We start from the raw sequence: 20,632 nt of genomic DNA, 5'->3' as shown, positions 1-20,632 counted from the left end.
CGCACGGCCCGGTGCGGTCCGCCGGGTTTCGCGGTTGGACGCGCCGGGCTCCGCGTACCCGCGGTGCTATGCCGTGAGGCGGGTGAGGGCCTCCTCGATCGGGAGTTCCTCGCGCTCGCCGGTGCGGCGGTCCTTCAGCTCCACGACGCCCTCGGCCGCGCGACGGCCGACGACCAGGATCTGCGGGACGCCGATGAGCTCGGAGTCGGTGAACTTCACGCCCGGTGAGACGCCGGCCCGGTCGTCGACCAGGACGCGGACGCCCGCCGCGGCAAGCTTCTGGGAGACCTCAAGGGCGACCTCGGTCTGCAGGGCCTTTCCGGCGGCGACCACGTGCACGTCGGCCGGGGCGACCTCCTTGGCCCAGATCAGGCCCTTGTCGTCGGCGTGCTGCTCGGCGAGGGCCGCGACCGCGCGGGAGACGCCGATGCCGTAGGAGCCCATGGTGACGCGGACCGGCTTGCCGTTCTGGCCGAGCACGTCCAGCTTGAGGGCGTCGGCGTACTTGCGGCCGAGCTGGAAGATGTGGCCGATCTCGATGGCCCGGTCCAGCTTGAGGCCGGTGCCGCACTTCGGGCAGGGGTCGCCGTCCTGCACGACCACGACGTCCACGTACTCGTCGACCTCGAAGTCGCGCCCGGCGACCACGTTCTTCGCGTGCGTGTGCTGCTTGTTGGCGCCGGTGATCCAGGCCGTGCCCGGCGCCACGCGCGGGTCGGCGATGTACTTCACCTTGCCCAGTCCCTGCGGCCCGACGTAGCCGCGGACCAGGTCGGGGCGGCCCACGAAGTCCTCCGCGGTGACCAGTTCGACGGCGGCCGGGGCGAAGTGCGCCTCGACCTTGCCCAGGTCCACCTCGCGGTCGCCGGGGACACCGACGGCGACGATCTCCCCGTCGACCTTGACGAGCAGGTTCTTCAGCGTGGCGGAGGCCGGCACGCCGAGGGAGGCGGCGAGGGTCTCGATGGTCGGGGTGTCCGGGGTGGGGATCTCCTCGGCCGCGGGCACGGCGGAGCCGTCCACCGGCACCAGCTCGTACGCGATCGCCTCGGTGTTGGCGGCGAAGTCGCAGTTCGGGCAGTCGGCGAAGGTGTCCTCGCCGGCGGCGGCCGGGGCGAGGAACTCCTCGGACTTGGAGCCGCCCATCGCGCCCGCGGTCGCGGCGCAGATCCGGTAGTCCAGGCCGAGCCGCTCGAAGATCCGCTGGTAGGCCTCGCGGTGCAGGGCGTAGGACTCGGCGAGGCCCTCGTCGGCGAGGTCGAAGGAGTAGGAGTCCTTCATCAGGAACTCGCGCCCGCGCAGGATGCCCGCGCGCGGCCGGGCCTCGTCACGGAACTTGGTCTGGATCTGGTAGAGGATGACCGGCAGATCCTTGTAGGAGGTCGCCTGGTCCTTCACCATCAGCGTGAAGATCTCCTCGTGGGTCGGCCCGAGGAGGTAGTCGCCGCCCTTGCGGTCCTTCAGGCGGAACAGCTCGGCGCCGTACTCGTCCCAGCGGCCGGTGGCCTCGTACGGCTCGCGGGGCAGCAGCGCCGGCAGCAGCACCTCCTGGGCGCCGATGGCGTCCATCTCCTCGCGGACGATCCGCTCCACGTTGGCGAGGACCTTCTTGCCGAGCGGCAGCCAGGTCCAGATCCCGGCGGCGGTACGCCGTACGTAACCCGCGCGGACCAGCAGCTTGTGGCTCAGGACCTCGGCGTCCGCCGGGTCGTCGCGCAGCGTCTTCACCAACAACTGGGACATGCGCTGGACCGGTGCGTTGGCCATGGTTCTCGTACTCCTGCCGATGGTTGCCCCGCGCCCGGGCGGGCCGAGGGCGGGGGAAGCTGGTGACTAGGAGGTTAGCCGGGCTTGCCGCGCCGGTGGAAATCGGTTAAAGCCGACCCGGCGCCGTGGCCGGACGGCGGCGCAGCGGCAGCGGTGCGCCCATCACGGCGTACGGTTTCGGCGCGCTGGGGAAGAGCACCTGGCGGGCCAGGTCCTCGTAGCCGAGGGAGTGGTAGAGGCCGCGGGCCGGGCTGTCGGTGTCGATCGCGGAGAGGATCGAGCGCGGCTCGCTCGCGCTGTCGGTGATGGTGGTGATCAGGGCCCGTCCGATGCCGCGGTTCTGGTGGCTCGGGTGGACGTGCAGTTCGGTGATCACGAAGGAGTCGTCGAGCCAGTCGTCGTGGCCGCGGGCGCGCAGATGGGGTTCGACGACGGTGGACCACCAGTGGGTGCGGTCGTTGGGCATGCCGTAGACGAATCCGACGAGCCGGCCGTCGGCCGTGGTGGCGCCGAGCGCGCGGGCGCCCCGGCAGGTCATGTGGCGCAGCACGATCTGCCGGCGTACGGCCACCTCTTCGGCGCCGAGGCCGAAGGCGACGGCCTGCACGGCGAGCGCCTCGTCGACGTGGGCCGGCAGGTCGAGCGGGCCGATCACGACGTCCTCGCCGTGGCGGTGTCCGTGATCGGGGAAGTGCGCCATGCGGGGAGACTACAGGGCAGGCACGGGACGCTGAACAGCTCAGTGAGGCGCAGGTCAGAACAGCACGCTCATGAACGCGCCGACCTCGCGGAAGCCCGCCTTGAGGTAGGTGCGCCGGGCCGCGGTGTTGAAGTCGTTCACGTAAAGACTGACCAGCGGGGCGACGTCGGCCAGCGCGTACCGCAGGACCGCGGCCATGCCGGGGACCGCGAGTCCGCGGCCGCGGTACTCGGGGGCCACCCAGACGCCCTGGATCTGGCAGGCCTCGGGGGTCGCGGCGCCGATCTCGGCCTTGAACATCACCTTGCCGTGCTCGTCGAGGCGCGCGAAGGAGCGTCCGGAGCCGACGAGTTCGGCGACCCGGGCCTGGTAGAGCAGGCCGCCGTCACCGGCGAGCGGGGAGACCCCGACCTCCTCGGTGAACATCGCCACGCAGGCCGGCATGATCGTCTCCATCTCGTCCTTGCGGATGCGGCGGACGTAGGGATCGGCGGCGATGCCGGCGGGCATGCGGTCGGTGACCATGAGCGGCTGGTGGGCGCGGATCTCGCGGGCGGGGCCCCAGCCGGGTTCCAGGAGCCGCCAGAGCTGGGAGGTGGGTTCGGCCGGTCCGACGATGGAGGAGCAGCGGCGGCCGGCCCGGCGGGCACGGTCCGCGAAGGCCCGGACGGCCCTGGGGGTGGCGCAGATCGGGACGAGGTTGGCGCCCGCGTAGCACAGGGACGTCAATATGCCGTTCTCGTACCAGCCCCACATCTCGCCGCCGAGCCGCCACGGGTCGAGTCCGGCGACCTGTACGCGGGACGCCACGAAGGCGTTCGCGACCGGCTCGCGGCCGAGGACCGCCAGTGCGGCGTCGAGGTCGCTCGGTCCGAGGACCGTGGTGGTCGTCTGGGTCAACACGTCGGCGGGGCCTCACCATGAGGATCTACTGGTTCCCGCACTGTACCTGCCAGAAACGGGGGACGCCGCCCGGCGGTGAACAGCGCCGGACGGCGTCCCCCCGCCCGTAAGGACGGCCGCCCCCTACGCGGACCGGTCGTCCTTGACACGGGTCACCAACTGGGTGGGGTTGACGAAGCGCAGCGCGACGACCAGCAGCACCAGCATCGACAGTGTGTACATCACGGCCATCGCGTCGATGGACTGCTGGGTGCGGATACCGGCCGAGAACACGGCGTAGTAGAGCGCCACGACGAGCGTCTGGCTGTCCGGACCCGCGGTGAGGAAGGTGAGTTCGAACATGCCGACCGTGCGGACCAGGACCAGCACGGAGGCGGCGAGGATGCCGGGCACCAGCAGCGGCGCGAGGACGCGCAGCAGGACGGAGCCGGTCCTGGCCCCGCACATCCGGGCGGCCGCCTCGATCCTGGGGTCGATCTGCTCGATGAACGGGGTCATCGTCAGGACGACGAACGGCACCGACGGCACGAGGTTCGCCAGCACCACCCCGGTCAGGGTGCCGGCGAGCTGGAACTTGTACAGGACGGTGGCCAGCGGGATGCCGTAGGTGAGAGGCGGCACCAGGATCGGCAGCACGAAGAGCAGCAGCACGGCCTTCTTGCCGGGGAAGTCGCGCCGGGCCAGCGCGTAGGCGGCCGGCACCCCGATCACCACGGACAGGGCGACGACGAGCACGGACACCAGCGCCGTCGTCCAGAAGACCTGGCCGAGCTGGAACTCCCGCCAGGCGGAGCCGTACCACTTCGTCGTCCAGCCCTCCGGCAGCCAGCTGGTGAACCAGCGGGTGCCCAGGGAGTCGACGAGCGGGACGCCGATGACTCCGGCGAGCTGGAGGAAGAAGAACCCGAAGACGACGGCGGCGATCCAGGTGCCGGGGCGGATCCCGCGCCACCAGGGGCGGGCGGCCGGGTCCGTGACGGCGTCCGCCGCGGGGGTCTGGACGAGGTCGGCCATCAGCCCTTGCCTCCTGTCGCTCCTCGGTACAGCAGCGACCGCCAGGCGAGCACCAGGACGACGACCGCGAGCATCACCGCGGCCATGATCATGGCGATGGCGGAACCGAGGGAGTAGTCGAATTTCTGGAACGCCGCCTGGTACGCCTCGATCGAGATCACGTGCGTGGACTTGCGCGGGTCACCGACGAGTTGGGCGGACGGGAACACCGCGAACGCCAGGACGAACGACAGGCAGAAGGTGATGGCCAGCCCCGGCGCGAGCAGCGGCAGGAGCACGTACCGCAGCCGCTTGCGCCAGTCCGCGCCGAGCGTCGCGGCGGCCTGCTCAAGGCTGGGGTCGATACCGGTCAGGTACGACAGCGTCAGCAGGTAGGAGAAGGGGAAGCCGGTGATGATCAGCGAGGCCAGCACGCCCCAGTAGTTGTGCACGAGGGCGAGCGGCTCGTCGACGATGCCGAGTCCCAGCAGGGCCTTGTTGAACCAGCCGTTGGGACCGAGGTAGCCGAGCAGACCCTGGGCGGTGAGAACTGTCCCCAGGGTGATCGGCATGACCAGCAGCGTGGTGATCAGCCGCCGGCCGCGGAACGCCCCGCGGGTGCGGAACGCGACCGGTACGGCGGCGAGGCAGTTGATCAGCGCGGCGGGCACGGCCAGCTCCAGCGTGATCCACAGAGTCTCCCGCAGGTACGGATCGCTGAAGAAGAGCCGGTAGTTGGCGAACGGCCCCCCGCCCTGGGCGGGCTGGAAGGACAGTCCGAGACCGTAGAAGAACGGGTAGCAGAACAGCACGGCGAGGAAGAGCACGCCCGGGACCGCGAGGAGCAGGAGCCGGTCGACCCCGCGCTCGGCCAGGCGGTGGCGCAGCGCGGGCCGGGCGGCCGGGGGTTCCGGCGGCGCGGGCGGCGGCGCCGCGCGGGTGTCGGTGGCGCTCATGTGGCCACCTGCTTCGGGGTGTCGCGCGCCTCCCGCGACTTCGGCGAAGGCCCCGCCGCCTCCGCGTCCTTGTCCGCCGGGTTCCGCGCGTCGTGGGAGTCCGGCTCCCCGGCCTCGGGGGCGGACGGTCCGTCCTCGGCACCGGGGCCGCGGGACGGCCCGGTACCGCTGTCGCTCCGCTGCCCGTCGCCGTCGTCGGCGGCGAAGACGAGGACCCGGTCGGGTGGTGCGACGAGCCGCACCGACTCGTCGGGCGCGAGCCGCTTGCCGGTGCGGAAGTGGACCCGGCGTCCGTCCGTCAGCCGTGCCTGTACGGCGAGTTCGCGTCCGTGGTACTCGACGACCTCGACCGTCGCGGGCAGTCCCGGTGTGCCGGAGGTGCCGTCGGCCGGCTCGTCGCCGGTGACCGCGTCCAGGTCCTCGGGACGGATGGCCGCCGTGACCCGGCCCCCGGCCGCCACGCCGTCACGGTCGAGCCCGACGAGCGGGCTGCCGGCGATGTCGACGACCACATGCGAGCCGCGGGTCCCGGTCACGGTGGCGTCCAGCAGGGTGCGGTAGCCCATGAAGGAGGCGACGTAGCGGTTGGCCGGGCGGCTGTAGACCTCCTCCGGGGTGCCGATCTGCTGGGTGCGGCCGTCGCGCAGCACGACGAGCCGGTCCGCGAGGGAGAGGGCCTCCTCCTGGTCGTGCGTGACGTACACGGTGGTCAGTCCGAGCCGCTGGTGCAGGCGGCGGATCTCCGCCCGCATCTCCAGGCGCAGCGCGGCGTCGAGGTTCGACAGCGGCTCGTCCATCAGCACGAGCCGCGGTTCCAGGACGATGGCGCGGGCGATGGCGACCCGCTGCTGCTGGCCGCCGGAGAGCTGACCGGGCCGCTTGTGGGCGTGGTCGGTCAACTGCACCATGTCCAGGGCCCTGCCGACCCGTTCGGCGGCCTCGGCCTTGGGAACCTTGGCCATCTTGAGGCCGAAGCCGACGTTGTTCCGTACGGTCATGTGCGGGAAGAGGGCGTAGTTCTGGAAGACCATGCCGAACCCGCGCCGCTCGGGGGCGAGTTGGTCGATGCGCTCATCGTCGAGCAGGATCTGGCCGCCGGTCAGCGGCAGCAGTCCGGCCAGGCAGTTGAGGGCGGTGGACTTTCCGCATCCGGAGGGGCCGAGCAGCGCCACGAACTCGCCGCCCGAGATCTCCAGGTCAAGGCCCCGCAGGGCCTGGTGTCCGCCGAAGCTGCGGGTGACTCCGTCCAGGCGCAGGGTCGAGATACGGGCGGCGGTCACTGGCCGGCCACCTGACGGTTCCACAGGTCGAACGCCTTGACCTGTGCCTGCGAGGACAGCGACGGCTTCTTCGGGAACTGGTCGATCCACGTGTCGAACTCGGGGACGCCGTACTCCTTGATGACCTGCTGGGACTTGGCGGGCGCCATCGACAGCGGCACGTCCTTGACGGCCGGGCCCGGGTAGAAGTAGCCGTCGTCGTAGGCCTTGGCCTGCTGCTCGGGGGTGAGCATCCAGTGGAGCAGGTTGAGCACCGCGGACATCTTGTCGGCGCTGACGCCCTTGGGGACCACGGCGTACTGGGCGTCGGTCACCCAGGTCATGTTGTCGAAGTGACCGGCCTTCATCTTCTTCGGCACGGTGCCCAGCGCACGCGGGTTGATGTACCAGCCCGTGGTGCTCATGACCATGTCGACCTGACCGGTCGCCAGGTTCTTCATGGTCTCGGAGGTGCCCGAGCCGTACACGTCGACGTACTTGTCGAGTTCCTTCAGATACGCCCACGTCTTGTCCCACCCCTTCTCGGGGTCGGACGGGTCCTTGTCGCCGAGGAGGTACGGCAGCCCCATCAACCAGGTGCGCCCCGGGCCCGAGTTGGCCGGGTCGGCGTACTGGAAGCGCTTGGGGTGGGCCTTGGCCCAGTCGAGGAGTTCCTGCGGGCTCTTCGGCGGGTTCGGCACCTTGGCCGGGTCGTACTCGAACAGCGGGCCCGACGGGTAGTACACGACGGCCGTGCCCTTGCCCTGCGCCAGCTTCGCCATCTCCGCCGCCGGCGGCAGGTAGTCCGGGTTGCCGATGGCGTCCTGGTGCGCGGACATGTCCGTCCAGAGGTTCTGCTCAAGCCCCGCGGCGAGGCCGTCGGTCCCGGTGAGGACCATGTCGATCTGGACGCGGCCGGCCTGCTGCTGGGCCTTGATCTTGCCGGCGAGTTCCGGGGCGGGCGCCTTGGAGTACGAGACCTTGCTGACGATCTCCGGGTGCGTCTTCCGGAACTCGTCGATCATGCCCTGGGTCAACTGGAGGTTCCCCGCGACGTCGAGGATCTCCAGCGAGACCGGCTTGCTGGGCTTGTCCGGTATCTCCTGGGCGGATTGCCCCTTGTCGTCCGAGGACTGACTGCTGGGCGCGCTGCATCCCACCATCGTGACCGCGAGCAACAACCCGGCGGCGACGAGGCGCTGAACAGACGACTTACGAGAACTGGCTCTGAGGATGGTGCGGGACACAGCAACTCCCTGTGGGCATCGGCCCGATATTCAACAGCGACAGTGAGGAAACGCTTTCTCGGCCTGTGTGCCCGAACAAAATCCTGCCCCCCATCGGATCTGTCAAGAAGGTGCGCCGGTCGAACTACGAACCTGCAGGTCAACGGGGATGGATTCCCACTCGATGTCGTCCTCGCCGGCCATCAGCCGCAGCAACGCGCCGCCCGCGACCTGCCCGAGTCGCCCTCGGGCAACCGCTACCGTGGTGAGGGACGGAGCCGAGAAGCGCGCCATGTCGATCTCGTCGAAGCCGGTCAGCGACACGTCGTCCGGCACCCGCACGCCGAGTTCCGCGAACCGCGCGAGCAGCCCGAGCGCCACGAAGTCGTTGTAGGCCATCACGGCACTCGCGCCGGCGCCGAGGGCGGCGTCGGCCGCCGCGTATCCGTCGTCGGTGGTGGAGCCTCCGTCGACCGTGCGCACGCGCAGTCCGAAGTCCTCGGCGGCGGCGAGTGCGCGCATCCGCTCGTGGTGGGCCCAGGCGTGCTCGGGCCCGGCGACGTAGACGACGTCCCGGTGTCCGAGCTGGGCGAGGTGGCCGCAGATGGCCAGGACGCCGCGGAAGAAGTCGACGGTGATCGCCGGCAGACCGAGGCCGGGCACCTGCCGGTTGGTGACCAGGATCGGGGTGTCGCGGCCGGCCAGCGCGATGAGGTCGGCGCGCGGCATGCGCGGGGAGCAGAGCAGCAGACCGTCCGCGTACCGGATGAGGTCCTCGGCCAGTTCCCGCTCTGCGCCGGGGTCCTCGTTGGAGTCCATGATCAGGACCCGGGACCCGTCGGCCCTGGCCACGGCGGAGACCGCCTTGATGATGTCGTGGAAGTACTGGTTCGCCAGGTCCGGCACGAGCACGCCGAGTGTGCCGGAACGTCCCCGGGCCAGGCCCTGCGCTGCGGCGTTCGGACGGTAGCCCAGGTCGGCGACGGCGCCGCGGACCCGGTCCGCGAGGTCCGGGGCGACGGTGCCGACCCCGTTGATCACTCGTGAGACGGTCGACACGGAGGCGCCTGAGGCGCGGGCCACGTCGGCGATGGTGACTCGTTTCGCACCCCGCCCGACGGCCCGTCTCACGGCCCCCTCGCCGCCGCGTCCGAGGGTCTCTCCCGTGCGCCGCGTCGTGGTCATCGCATCCCCCTGGGGTCGTCCTGGTGATCAGATAACGATTTCTCAGCCTGCTCTGCAGCAAGTTAGCAGCCACGAGCGTGCGGGGAGAGGGCTACGGACCGCCGCGATCGCCTCTGAACAGCCGCTGTAGGGACTCGGAGGGGCAGGCCGGCCACCGAAACGCGCCAGGGCTGGGGCTGCCGCTGTCCAAATCCGGTGGGCCGGAGGTCTTGACGCGCGGGTGAAGCGCCACAACACTCCGCTGAAACCGCTTTCCGGGTGGCCACCCGACCCTCGCACCTCTGAACCGCTCGTCCACACCAAGGGAGCACGTGTCATGTCGGAACACCGCGGTCGCAGAGATTTCCTGAAGGCCGGTGGCTTCGCGCTCGGCAGCGCACTGGTCGCGGGCGCCGTCCTGCGCCAGGGCACGGCCTACGCGGCCGCCGGCACTCCGCTCGCCGAGCCGGCGGCCACTTCGCCGTCGTGGACCCCCAAGGAAGAGAAGGCCTGGGACCAGGCCTGGAAGAACATCGAGAAACTGCGGCACACCATCAAGGCCCCGCACTTCCCGAACAGGAAGTTCCACATCACCGACTTCGGCGCGATCGGTGACGGCACCAGCGACAACACGGAGGCGTTCAGGCGCGCCATCGCCGAGTGCCACCGGCGCAACGGCGGTCACGTCGTCGTCTCCGCCGGAGTGTGGCTGACCGGTCCGATCCATCTGCTCAGCAACGTCGACCTGCATCTGGAGGCCGGCTCAACGGTCAGGTTCACCCAGGACGTGGACGCCTACAAGCCGCTGGTGCTGACCCGGTTCGAGGGCATGGAGTTCTACAACTACTCGCCCCTCGTCTACGCCTACGGTCAGCGCAACATCGCGATCACGGGCTCGGGCGTTCTCGACGGGCAGGGTGACAACAGCCACTGGTGGCCGTGGAAGGGCAAGGCCGAGTACGGCTGGAACAAGGGCGACCCGAAGCAGGACAACGCCCGGAACGCACTGATGGCCATGGTCGAGCAGGGCGTTCCGGTCGAGGAACGGGTGTTCGGCGACGGCAGCTACATGCGGCCGATGTTCATCCAGCCGTACCGCTGCGAGAGCGTGCTCGTCGAAGGCGTCACGATCAAGGACTCACCCATGTGGAACATCCACCCGGTGGAGTGCACGGACGTGATCATCCAGGGCGTCACCGTGACCGGACTCGGCCCCAACAACGACGGGTGCGACCCCGAGAGTTCGAAGAACGTGCTCATCCGTGACTGCGTCTTCGCCACCGGGGACGACTGCATCGCCATCAAGGCGGCGCGGAACGCCGAGGGGCGTCGACTCAACGTGCCGAGCGAGAACATCCTCATCGAGAACTGCGAGTTCCGGGACGGCCACGGCGGTGTCACCATCGGCAGCGAGATGACCGGCGGGGTGCGCAACGTCTTCGCCCAGAACCTGCGGATGACCAGCCCCGAACTGCAGATCGCGATCCGGATGAAGACGAACTCGCTGCGCGGCGGGGTCATCGAGAACTTCAACGTCCGCAACGTGACGGTCGGCGAGGTCAGCATCTCGGCGATCGAGACCAACTACTACTACGAGGAGGCCGACGGATACCCGTTCATGCCGGACGTCCACGACATCACCATCAGAGACCTCACCGTCCAGAAGGCGCCGTACGCGCTGTCCATGCGGGCGTTCCCGAACGCGCCCATCAGAAATGTCCGGCTGCGCGACTGCACGTTCGCGGAGGTGGCCAAGGACAACGTGACCGAGAACGTCGACGGCCTGCGTCTCGACAACGTCCTCGTCAACGGCCGGCCGGCCGGTTCCTGACCCGGCGGTCCGGACACCTTGGTGAGAAGCGGGACCCGGCCGGGGATGCGGCGCCGGCCGGGTCCCGCTCGCCCCTCGCCATGGCCACCGGTGCCCTCCCTCCCGGCTCCCCGGCCCGGGGCCCCGAGGGTGCGCGAGCTGCTGAACCGCATCGCACCCAGCGGCGATGACGTCGCCCTGCCGGCGCTGCGGCTGCCCGAAGCCGGCGCGGGCGCACCCGGCGACGACCGGCCGCCGCCCCCGCAAGCCCCGTACAGCGGCCTCAGCCCGCGACGGCGACCGAGGGCTCCCCGGCGGACACCCCGTCGGCCTCCATCTGCTCGGCGAGCTTCATGGCCTCCTCGATCAGGGTCTCCACGATCTTCGACTCCGGAACGGTCTTGATGACCTGCCCCTTGACGAAGATCTGCCCCTTGCCGTTGCCGGAGGCCACCCCGAGGTCGGCCTCACGGGCCTCGCCCGGACCGTTGACGACACAGCCCATCACCGCGACCCGCAGCGGCACCTCCATACCGGTCAGACCGGCGGTGACCTCCTCCGCCAGCTTGTACACGTCCACCTGCGCACGACCGCACGACGGACACGACACGATCTCCAGACCGCGCTGACGCAGGTTCAGCGACTCCAGGATCTGGATGCCGACCTTCACCTCCTCGACCGGCGGCGCGGACAGCGAGACGCGGATGGTGTCACCGATGCCCTGGGAGAGCAGCGCGCCGAAGGCGACGGCCGACTTGATCGTGCCCTGGAAGGCGGGTCCGGCCTCGGTGACGCCGAGGTGGAGGGGGTACTCGCACTGCTCGGCGAGCTGACGGTAGGCCTCGATCATCACGACCGGGTCGTTGTGCTTGACCGAGATCTTGATGTCCCGGAAGTCGTGCTCCTCGAACAGGGACGCCTCCCACAGCGCCGACTCCACCAGCGCCTCCGGAGTCGCCTTCCCGTACTTCTGCAGCAGCCGGCGGTCGAGCGACCCCGCGTTCACCCCGATCCGGATCGGCGTGCCGTGGTCCTTCGCCGCCTTCGCGATCTCCCTGACCTTGTCGTCGAACTGCTTGATGTTGCCCGGATTCACCCGCACCGCCGCACAGCCGGCCTCGATCGCCGCGAAGACGTACTTCGGCTGGAAGTGGATGTCAGCGATCACCGGGATCTGCGACTTCCGCGCGATCGTCGCCAGCGCGTCCGCGTCGTCCTGCGTCGGACACGCCACCCGCACGATCTGGCAGCCCGACGCCGTCAGCTCCGCGATCTGCTGCAACGTCGCACCGACGTCCGACGTACGCGTCGTCGTCATCGACTGCACCGACACCGGCGCGTCCCCGCCCACGGCCACGGACCCGACCTGGATCTGCCGGCTCTTGCGGCGCTCGGCGAGCTTGGTCGGAACGGACGGCATGCCGAGAGAAATCGCAGTCATCTGCTGTGCAACCCCAAGTCGTGGATCAAGGTCCGGCCTCGTTCAGCGGCGGGCTCCAGGCATCGAGATTACGGCACACCAGTGCGCCCCAGCACATCCCACCCGTCCAAACCCACTCAATGGAAGGCGGCCGGACGGGAGATCCGTCCGGCCGCCTTCCACGGGGGGTTTCCGCTAGCTGATCTTGACCGGGTTGACCACGTCGGCGACCAGGACCAGGAGGGTGAAGCAGACGAAGACGCCCGCCACCACGTAGGCCACCGGCATGAGCTTCGCCACGTCGAACGGGCCCGGGTCCGGCCGGCGCAGCACCCTCGCCAGGTTCCGCCGCAGCGACTCCCACAGCGCCCCCGCGATGTGCCCGCCGTCCAGCGGGAGCAGCGGAAGCATGTTGAACAGGAACAGGGAGAGGTTGAATCCGGCGACCAGCATCAGGGCCATGGCCAGCTGCTGGGTGGGCGGGATGTCCAGGGTGAAGATCTCGCCGCCGACGCGGGCCGCGCCGACCACGCCCATCGGGGAGTCGGGCTGGCGTGGAGCGCCGTCGAAGGCCGCGTTCCACAGGGCCGGCACCTTGCCGGGCAGGCTCGCGATGGAGTGGACGGCCTCGCCGAGCCGGTCGCCCATCCAGGTCACGGACTGGCCGAAGTCCTGTCGGACGATGCCGGTGGCGGCGCTGAAGCCGAGGAAGCCCGCGCTGACGTACTGCCCCTGCACGATCTGGCCGTGGGAGTCCTTCTTGGCGACCTGGTTGGTGGCGATCTTCGCGTGCAGGGTGACGTCCTGTCCCTTGCGGTCGACGACGATCGACACCTCCTTGCCTGGGTTGGCGCGGATCAGGTCGGAGAGCTGGTTCCAGTTCTGCGTCGTCACCCCGTTGAAGGCGACGATCTTGTCGCCCGCCTTCAGGCCCGCGGCCGCGGCCGGCGCCGGGGCGTCGGTCTTCTTGCAGTTGTCGCGGTTCTCGCTCTGCGCGATGACGCACTGGGAGACGGAGCTGACGGTGGTCGTCTGCTGCGAGATGCCGAAGCCCATGAGGACGGTCAGGAACAGCGCGACCGCGAGGATCAGGTTCATGAAGGGGCCCGCGAACATCACGATGACCCGCTTCCACGGGGCACGCGTGTAGAACAGGCGCTTCTCGTCACCGGGGCCGAGCTCCTCGAAGGCCGCCGAGCGGGCGTCCTCGATCATGCTGCGCCAGGGCGAGGTGGAGCGTGCCGTGATCCGGCCGTCGTCGCCCGGCGGGAACATGCCGATCATGCGGATGTAGCCGCCGAACGGGATGGCCTTGACGCCGTACTCCGTCTCGCCCTTCCTGCGGGACCACAGCGTCGGACCGAATCCCACCATGTACTGCGGCACGCGGATGCCGAAGAGCTTGGCGGTGGACAGATGCCCCAGCTCGTGCCACGCGATGGAGACCAGCAGGCCCACCACGAAGACGACTATGCCGAGGATCATCATCAAGGACGTCATGCACGCGCCTCCGCTGTCGCCGTTCGCGCTGTCAGTTCCCGGGCCCTGGCGCGGGCCCAGGTCTCCGCTTCGAGGACGTCCGGCACCGTCAGGGTAGTTCCCGTGGCGGGTGTGCCGTGTTCCTCGACCACTCGTGTCACGGTCTCCATGATCCCGTTGAACGGCAGTGTGCCGCGCAGGAACGCGTCGACGCACTCCTCGTTGGCCGCGTTGAACACGGCCGGGGCGGTGCCGCCCAGCCCGCCCACGTGCCGGGCGAGCCCCACGGAGGGGAAGGCCTCGGTGTCGAGCGGGAAGAACTCCCAGGTCGACGCCTTGCTCCAGTCGAAGGCGGGCGCGGCGTCGGGAACGCGTTCCGGCCAGCCCAGGCCGATGGCGATGGGCCCGCCCATGTCCGGGGGCGTCGCCTGGGCGAGGGTGGATCCGTCGGTGAACTCAACCATCGAGTGGACATACGACTGCGGATGCACGACGACCTCAATGCGATCGAAGGGAATGTCGTACAGCAGGTGTGCCTCGATGACCTCAAGGCCCTTGTTGACCAGAGTGGCGGAGTTGACCGTGATCACCGGGCCCATCGCCCAGGTGGGGTGGGCGAGGGCGTCCTCGACGGTGACGTCGGCGAGCTCGGCCTTGGTCCGGCCGCGGAAGGGGCCGCCGGAGGCGGTGACGACCAGCTTGCGCACATCGGACCGCGTCCCCGCGGCGAGCGCCTGGAAGAGCGCGGCGTGCTCGGAGTCCACGGGGATGATCTGACCGGGCTCGGCGAGCGCCTTGACCAGCGGACCGCCGACGATGAGCGACTCCTTGTTGGCGAGCGCGAGGGTGCGGCCCGCCTCCAGGGCGGCGAGGGTCGGGGCGAGACCGATGGAGCCGGTGATGCCGTTGAGGACCGTGTGGCAGTCGGACGCGGCGAGCCGGGTGGCCGCGTCCGGTCCGGCGAGGATCTCGGGGAGCGGCCCGGACGTCCCGTACTGCGCGGCGAGCGCCTCGCGCAGGGCCGGTACGACGTCCTCGCGGGCCACGGCGACGGTCCGCACCCGCAGCCGGTACGCCTGCTCGGCGAGGAGACCGACCCGTCCGCCGTTGGCGGAGAGCCCGGTGACCCGGAAGCGGTCCGGGTTGCGCAGTACGAGGTCGATGGCCTGGGTGCCGATGGACCCGGTGGACCCGAGCACCACCACGTCCTTCGGGCCGTCCCCGGCGACGGGGTCGAAGACGAGGTGCGGGTCGGCGAGAGGGGCTGGACTGTCGCTCATCCCCCCATTGTGGCGGCAGCGGCCCCCCGAACGTGCAGCGCGTCCCTCCCCCGGGGGAGGGAGTCGCCGGCCGCGGAGCCGCGCACACGGCACGCTGCGCCCCTCAGGGGCGGACGCGGTCGGCCGTCCGGGGGCCGATGCCTCCGGACGGCCGCTGGAGGTCGCCGACGGGTGGCCGTACCGCGTGTCATGGCCGTCGGCCGACCGTCACCCGATCGGGCGGTGCACGTTCTCGCGTTCGCTCGGGCCGGGGTCCGCCGCCGCGATCCACGGGCCGTCGTCCGACGGGTCGATGATCCCTTCCTCCAGCCAGGTGTAGGCGCCGCCGAGGACGCCCTTGACGACCTTGCGGTCGAGGTCGTCGGTGTTGGTCCACAGGCGGTCGAAGAGTTCGGCGACGCGGATGCGGGACTGCCGGCAGAAGGCGTCGGCGAGCTGGTAGGCCTCGCGGCCGTGGTCGCCCTGGGTGCGCAGCAGCTCGGCGCGGACGCAGGCCGCGCTCATCGCGAACAGTTCGGCGCCGATGTCGACGATCCGGCCGAGGAAGCCCTGCTTGGTCTCCATCCGGCCCTGCCAGCGGGACATGGCGTAGAAGGTGGAGCGGGCGAGTCTGCGGGCGTGGCGTTCCACGTAGCGCAGGTGGCCGGACAGATCGAGATGTCCGGGCGGGTGGAACTCGGCGTACGAGCGCGGCAGTTGACCTGGGCCCGCGACCAGCTTGGGCAGCCACTTGGCGTAGAAGACACCCGCGTTCGCGCCCGCCCTCGCCTTGTCCGACAGGGACTTGTCGGGGTCGATGAGGTCGCCGGCGACCGAGAGGTGGGCGTCGACCGCCTCCCGCGCGATCAGCAGGTGCATGATCTCGGTCGAGCCCTCGAAGATGCGGTTGATGCGCAGGTCGCGCAGCATCTGCTCGGCGGGGACCGCGCGTTCCCCGCGGGCGGCGAGGGACGCGGCCGTCTCGTAGCCGCGGCCGCCGCGGATCTGGACCAGCTCGTCGGCCATCCGCCAGGCCATCTCCGAGCCGTAGAGCTTGGCGAGGGCGGCCTCGATGCGGATGTCGTTGCGGCTCTCGTCGGCCATCTGGGACGACAGGTCGAGCACCGCCTCCAGTGCGAAGGTGGTGGCCGCGATGAACGAGATCTTCGAGCCGACCGCCTCGTGCAGCGCGACCGGCTTGCCCCACTGCTCGCGGACCGCGGACCACTCGCGGGCGATCTTCAGGCACCACTTGCCCGCACCCGCGCACATCGCCGGCAGGGACAGCCGGCCGGTGTTCAGGGTGGTCAGGGCGATCTTCAGGCCCTGGCCCTCCTCACCGATGCGGTGGGCGGCCGGGACCCGCACCCGGTGGAAGCGGGTGACGCCGTTCTCGATGCCGCGCAGGCCCATGAAGGCGTTGCGGTTCTCCACCGTGACGCCCTCGGACGCGGCCTCGACGACGAACGCGGTGATGCCGCCGCGGTGGCCCTCGGACTTCGGCACACGCGCCATGACGACGAGGAGGTCGGCCACGACCCCGTTGGTCGTCCACAGCTTGACTCCGTCGAGGACGTAGCCGTCCCCGTCCGGGACCGCCGTGGTCGCCAGGCGCGCCGGGTCGGATCCGACGTCCGGCTCGGTCAACAGGAAGGCGGAGATGTCGGTGCGGGCGCAGCGCGGCAGGAAGGTGTCCTTCTGCTCCTGGGTGCCGAAGAGTTTCAGCGGCTGCGGTACGCCGATCGACTGGTGCGCGGAGAGCAGGGCGCCGATCGCGGGGCTGGCGGAGCCGGCCAGGGCGAGGGCCTTGTTGTAGTAGACCTGGGTCAGGCCGAGGCCGCCGTACTTGGTGTCGATCTTCATGCCGAGCGCGCCGAGCTCCTTGAGCCCGGTGACGACCTCGTCCGGGATCCGCGCGTCGCGCTCGATGCGGGTCGAGTCGATCTTCGTCTCGCAGAAGTCGCGGAGCTTGGCCAGGAACTCCTCGCCGCGCTGCACGTCGTCGGCCGCGGGCAGCGGGTGCGGATGGATGAGATCGAGCCGGAAGCGGCCGAGAAACAGTTCCTTGGCGAAGCTTGGCCTGCGCCAGTCCTGCTCCCGGGCGGCCTCCGCCACCTGCCGGGCCTCGCGCTCGGTGACAGTGGGCTTGTTGGACGTTGGTGCGGACATGAGGCTCACCTCGCCGCGAAGAGGGATGGAGGGTGCGGTACGTTACCGACCGGTGCTACTGGATCGTATGTACCCGATACCGGGCGGACCCACCACCCCACGCGCACGGACGCTCACAGTCCACCGTCTGTTTCGGTGCGATGCCACCCAGCATCATGTGCGCGGGGCGTGACGACCACTCCGTGTACTCCGTTCGGATGCCCCCTCCGGGACCCGGCCAAGAAACAGTCGAAGCGCTTCGACTGACTATGGACACCCACTCCCGCCGCGGTTACTGTCGAACCACCCTCACCCCCGATGTCAGCACTGCGCACTGTCGAAGCGCTTCACAACATTTGGAGAGCTGGATGGTCACCCTCGCCGAGGTCGCCCAGCACGCCGGAGTCTCGGCGAGCACGGTGAGCTACGTCCTCAGCGGCAAGCGGTCCATCTCCGCGAGCACCCGGCAGCGGGTCGAGGAGAGCATCCGGGAGCTCGGTTACCACCCGAACGCGGGCGCCCGCGCCCTGGCGAGCAGCAGGTCGAACATCATCGCCCTGATGATCCCGCTGCGTACCGACATGTACGTGCCGGTGATGATGGAGATCGCCATCGCCGTGGCGACCACCGCCCGCACCCACGGCTACGACGTCCTGCTGCTCACCGGCGAGGAGGGCCCCGACGCGGTCCGCCGGGTCACCGGGAGCGGGCTCGCCGACGCCATGATCCTGATGGACGTCGAGCTGAACGACGAACGGCTGCCGTTGCTGCGGGACACGGACCAGCCGTCCGTCCTGATCGGGCTGCCCGCCGACGCCACCGGGCTGACCTGCGTCGACCTGGACTGGGGTGCGACGGGCGCGCTGTGCGTGGAGCATCTGGCGATGCTCGGGCACCGCGACATCGCCGTCATCGGCGAGGCGCCCGCGGTCTACGAACGGCACACCGGCTTCGCCGAACGCACCCTCGACGGACTGCGCTCCCGGGCCCGCGAACTGGGCCTTGGCCTGCTGCACCGCGCGTGCGAGGGCGGGTACGACGCGATGGCGCTGACCCTGGCCCGGATCCTCGACGAACGCCCGGGCACCACCGGATTCGTCGTGCAGAACGAGTACGCCGTCGAACCCCTGCTCGCCCTGCTGCGCCAGCAGGGCCGGGCGGTCCCCGAGGACGTGTCGGTGGTCGCGGTCTGCCCGGACCAGGTCGCCGTCCAGGCCTCGGTGCGGCTGACCTCCGTGGGCATCCCCGCCCAGGAGATGGGCCGGCACGCGGTCGCGCGCCTCGTGGCCAAGCTCGACGGGCGCGGCACGGACGAAGTGGTGCTCATCGCGCCCGAGTTGACGGTCCGGGCGAGTTCCGGGCCAGTTCCCTCCGGCTCCTGACACCGGTCCGCTCCGCCTCGGGCCGCGGCCCGTTCGGGGCGCCCCCATGCCTTCTCACGCCGTCTCGCAGGACTCCCCCGTCCGCACTCCTCCAAGGAGCACCCGTGAACCAGCATGCCGAGACCCGGCCCCCGCACGGCCCGGTCGACCTCGCCCAGTCCTCCCCCACGGTCGGCACGTTCCGCGACCGGGACGGCGTGCTGGAGTGGAGCGGCCGCCAGGAGACCGTGCGCATCGAGCCGTGGGGACCGGACGCGGTCCGGGTGCGCGCCCGGCTCGGGGGCCCGGTCCTGGACGACCTGCCCGGCGCGCTCCTCGCGCACCCGCCGGCCACCGGGAGCACCGTCAGGATCGAGGACGGCCGGGGACGGCTGACCGTCGGCGCGCTCACGGTCGACGTCGACGCCGCGGGCCTGATCCGCTTCCTGCGCACGGACGGCCTCACGGAACTGCTGGCGGAGGAGCGGGCCCACTTCTGGTGGCCCGGCCCCCGCCTCTACACCGCCGTGGGCAACGGCCACCACCGCCTGGAGCAGCGCTTCACCGCCTACGACGACGAGCGGCTGTACGGCCTCGGCCAGCACCAGCACGGCCGGCTGGACCAGAAAGGACTGGTCGTCGACCTGGTCCAGCGCAACGCGGAGGTCTCCATCCCCGTGCTCACCTCCAGCCGCGGTTACACCCTGCTGTGGAACAACCCGGCCGTCGGCCGCGTGGAGCTGGCCGGGAACGGCACCCGCTGGGTGGCGGACTCCGCCCGTCAGATCGACTACTGGATCACCGCGGGCTCCCCGGCCGACGCCCAGCGCCGCTACAGCGCGGTGACCGGCCGTACGCCCATGCTGCCCGAGTGGGCGGCCGGCTTCTGGCAGTGCAAGCTGCGCTACCGCACCCAGGACGAACTCCTCGAAGTGGCCCGGGAGTACAAGCGCAGGAACCTGCCGATCGACGCGATCGTCTGCGACTTCTTCCACTGGACCCACCTGGGCGAGTGGAAGTTCGACGCCAAGGAGTGGCCGGACCCGGCGGCGATGGTGCGCGAGCTGGCGGACCTCGGCATCAAGCTGGTGGTGTCCGTCTGGCCGTCGGTGTCCCCGCTGAGCGAGAACCACCCGGTGATGGAGCAGCGCGGCTACTTCATCGGCACCCAGTACGGCCCGATGGCGCACGCCGACTGGCCGGACAAGGAGGTCGCCTCCACCGTCCAGGTGGCCTTCTACGACGCCACCAACCCCGAGGCGCGCGCGTTCGTGTGGTCCAGGATCAAGGAGAACTACCTGGACCCGTACGGCATCACGGCGTTCTGGCTGGACGCCTGCGAGCCGGAGCTGAAGCCCGGCTTCGCCGAGAACCTGCGCTACTGGGCGGGTCCCGGCCTCGAGGTCGGCAACCTCTACCCGGCGGAGAACTCCCGCGCCTTCGACGAGGGCCTGCGCGCCGCCGGCGTGGACGAGGTGATCACCCTCAACCGGTCGGCGTGGGCGGGCAGTCAGCGCCACGGCGCCGCCCTGTGGTCCGGTGACATCGGCACCGACTTCGCCACCCTGCGCCGCCAGATCGCGGCCGGCCTGAACACCGCCCTGTCCGGGATCCCCTGGTGGAACACCGACATCGGCGGCTTCCACGGCGGCGACCCGGACGACCCCGCCTACCAGGAGCTGCTGGTGCGCTGGTTCCAGTTCGGCGCGCTGTCCCCGCTGATGCGGCTGCACGGCTTCCGGGACCCGGGCATGCCGCTGGGCCCGGAGATGACCGGCGGCCCCAACGAGGTCTGGTCGTACGGGGAGCGGGCCTACCCGATCCTGGAGAAGTACCTGCGGCTGCGCGAGCGTCTGAAGCCGTACGTGCTGAAGGTCATGCGGGAGGCCCACGAGGAGGGACTGCCGGTGATGCGGCCGCTGTTCCTGGAGTTCCCCGCGGACCAGACGGCGTGGACGGCGGACGACTCCTACCTCCTCGGCCGGGACCTGCTGGTCGCCCCGGTGCTGACGGCCGGGGCCACGGCCCGCACCGCGTACCTCCCGGCGGGTGCGCGGTGGACCGACGCGTGGACCGGCCGGGAGTACGAGGGCGGTACGGCCGTGACGGTCGACGCCCCGCTGGACCGCATTCCGCTGTTCCTGCGGGACGGGGCGGAACTCCCGGTCGCCGGGTAGCACGGCGCGG

Annotated in this window: 15 protein-coding genes; 3 read left to right on the top strand and 12 right to left on the bottom strand. The window is 70.5% G+C overall.

The window, feature by feature from the left end:
• Positions 1-66: 66 nt before the first annotated feature.
• The 8 genes from ACF09J_RS23545 to ACF09J_RS23510 all read right to left on the bottom strand — a co-directional run bounded on the left by ACF09J_RS23545 (position 67) and on the right by ACF09J_RS23510 (position 8,887).
• On the bottom strand, positions 67-1,767 hold the full coding sequence (locus tag ACF09J_RS23545; protein WP_392307401.1) for a proline--tRNA ligase: 1,701 nt from the start codon (positions 1,765-1,767) through the stop codon (positions 67-69).
• 106 nt (positions 1,768-1,873) lie between these two features.
• The gene (locus tag ACF09J_RS23540) at positions 1,874-2,467 is read right to left on the bottom strand and encodes a GNAT family N-acetyltransferase (RefSeq protein ID WP_392307400.1); all 594 of its coding nucleotides are present in this window, start codon (positions 2,465-2,467) and stop codon (positions 1,874-1,876) included.
• A 54-nt stretch (positions 2,468-2,521) separates the two neighbouring features.
• Positions 2,522-3,370, bottom strand: coding sequence for a GNAT family N-acetyltransferase (locus ACF09J_RS23535; RefSeq protein ID WP_392307399.1), 849 nt, complete (start codon positions 3,368-3,370; stop codon positions 2,522-2,524).
• Positions 3,371-3,493: 123 nt separating this feature from the next.
• Positions 3,494-4,384 carry an ABC transporter permease gene (locus ACF09J_RS23530; protein WP_392307398.1) on the bottom strand — a complete coding sequence of 297 codons (891 nt, stop codon included), beginning with the start codon at positions 4,382-4,384 and terminating at the stop codon, positions 3,494-3,496.
• Entirely contained in the window at positions 4,384-5,319 is a 936-nt protein-coding gene (locus tag ACF09J_RS23525) for an ABC transporter permease (protein ID WP_392307397.1), read from the bottom strand. The genes ACF09J_RS23530 and ACF09J_RS23525 overlap by 1 nt, the downstream gene beginning before the upstream one ends.
• The gene (locus ACF09J_RS23520; protein WP_392307396.1) at positions 5,316-6,599 is read right to left on the bottom strand and encodes an ABC transporter ATP-binding protein; all 1,284 of its coding nucleotides are present in this window, start codon (positions 6,597-6,599) and stop codon (positions 5,316-5,318) included. Before ACF09J_RS23520 ends, ACF09J_RS23525 begins: the two co-directional genes overlap by 4 nt.
• Positions 6,596-7,825 carry an ABC transporter substrate-binding protein gene (locus ACF09J_RS23515; RefSeq protein ID WP_392307395.1) on the bottom strand — a complete coding sequence of 410 codons (1,230 nt, stop codon included), beginning with the start codon at positions 7,823-7,825 and terminating at the stop codon, positions 6,596-6,598. Before ACF09J_RS23515 ends, ACF09J_RS23520 begins: the two co-directional genes overlap by 4 nt.
• A gap of 102 nt (positions 7,826-7,927) precedes the next feature.
• The gene (locus ACF09J_RS23510; protein WP_392307394.1) at positions 7,928-8,887 is read right to left on the bottom strand and encodes a LacI family DNA-binding transcriptional regulator; all 960 of its coding nucleotides are present in this window, start codon (positions 8,885-8,887) and stop codon (positions 7,928-7,930) included.
• A 418-nt stretch (positions 8,888-9,305) separates the two neighbouring features.
• Here ACF09J_RS23510 and ACF09J_RS23505 point away from each other — a divergent pair, with 418 nt between their 5' ends.
• Entirely contained in the window at positions 9,306-10,799 is a 1,494-nt protein-coding gene (locus ACF09J_RS23505) for a glycoside hydrolase family 28 protein (protein WP_392307393.1), read from the top strand.
• A gap of 262 nt (positions 10,800-11,061) precedes the next feature.
• Here the strand turns inward: ACF09J_RS23505 and ispG are convergent, their stop codons facing one another.
• The 4 genes from ispG to ACF09J_RS23485 form a co-directional block, all read right to left on the bottom strand.
• On the bottom strand, positions 11,062-12,219 hold the full coding sequence (gene ispG, locus ACF09J_RS23500; RefSeq protein WP_392307392.1) for a flavodoxin-dependent (E)-4-hydroxy-3-methylbut-2-enyl-diphosphate synthase: 1,158 nt from the start codon (positions 12,217-12,219) through the stop codon (positions 11,062-11,064).
• 174 nt (positions 12,220-12,393) lie between these two features.
• Positions 12,394-13,686 carry a M50 family metallopeptidase gene (locus ACF09J_RS23495; protein ID WP_392307431.1) on the bottom strand — a complete coding sequence of 431 codons (1,293 nt, stop codon included), beginning with the start codon at positions 13,684-13,686 and terminating at the stop codon, positions 12,394-12,396.
• Positions 13,687-13,694: 8 nt separating this feature from the next.
• A complete protein-coding gene (gene dxr, locus ACF09J_RS23490; RefSeq protein ID WP_392307391.1) occupies positions 13,695-14,957 on the bottom strand; it encodes a 1-deoxy-D-xylulose-5-phosphate reductoisomerase in 1,263 nt (420 codons plus the stop codon).
• A 207-nt stretch (positions 14,958-15,164) separates the two neighbouring features.
• Entirely contained in the window at positions 15,165-17,105 is a 1,941-nt protein-coding gene (locus ACF09J_RS23485; RefSeq protein WP_392307390.1) for an acyl-CoA dehydrogenase family protein, read from the bottom strand.
• 347 nt (positions 17,106-17,452) lie between these two features.
• Here ACF09J_RS23485 and ACF09J_RS23480 point away from each other — a divergent pair, with 347 nt between their 5' ends.
• On the top strand, positions 17,453-18,466 hold the full coding sequence (locus ACF09J_RS23480; protein WP_392307389.1) for a LacI family DNA-binding transcriptional regulator: 1,014 nt from the start codon (positions 17,453-17,455) through the stop codon (positions 18,464-18,466).
• 104 nt (positions 18,467-18,570) lie between these two features.
• Positions 18,571-20,622 carry a TIM-barrel domain-containing protein gene (locus ACF09J_RS23475; RefSeq protein ID WP_392307388.1) on the top strand — a complete coding sequence of 684 codons (2,052 nt, stop codon included), beginning with the start codon at positions 18,571-18,573 and terminating at the stop codon, positions 20,620-20,622.
• Positions 20,623-20,632: the final 10 nt, after the last annotated feature.

This window comes from Streptomyces sp. NPDC014889, assembly GCF_043081205.1.
Lineage (GTDB): Bacteria > Actinomycetota > Actinomycetes > Streptomycetales > Streptomycetaceae > Streptomyces.
The sequence above is the reverse complement of the archived record's forward strand: the minus strand, read 5'-3'. Positions and strand labels throughout refer to the sequence as shown.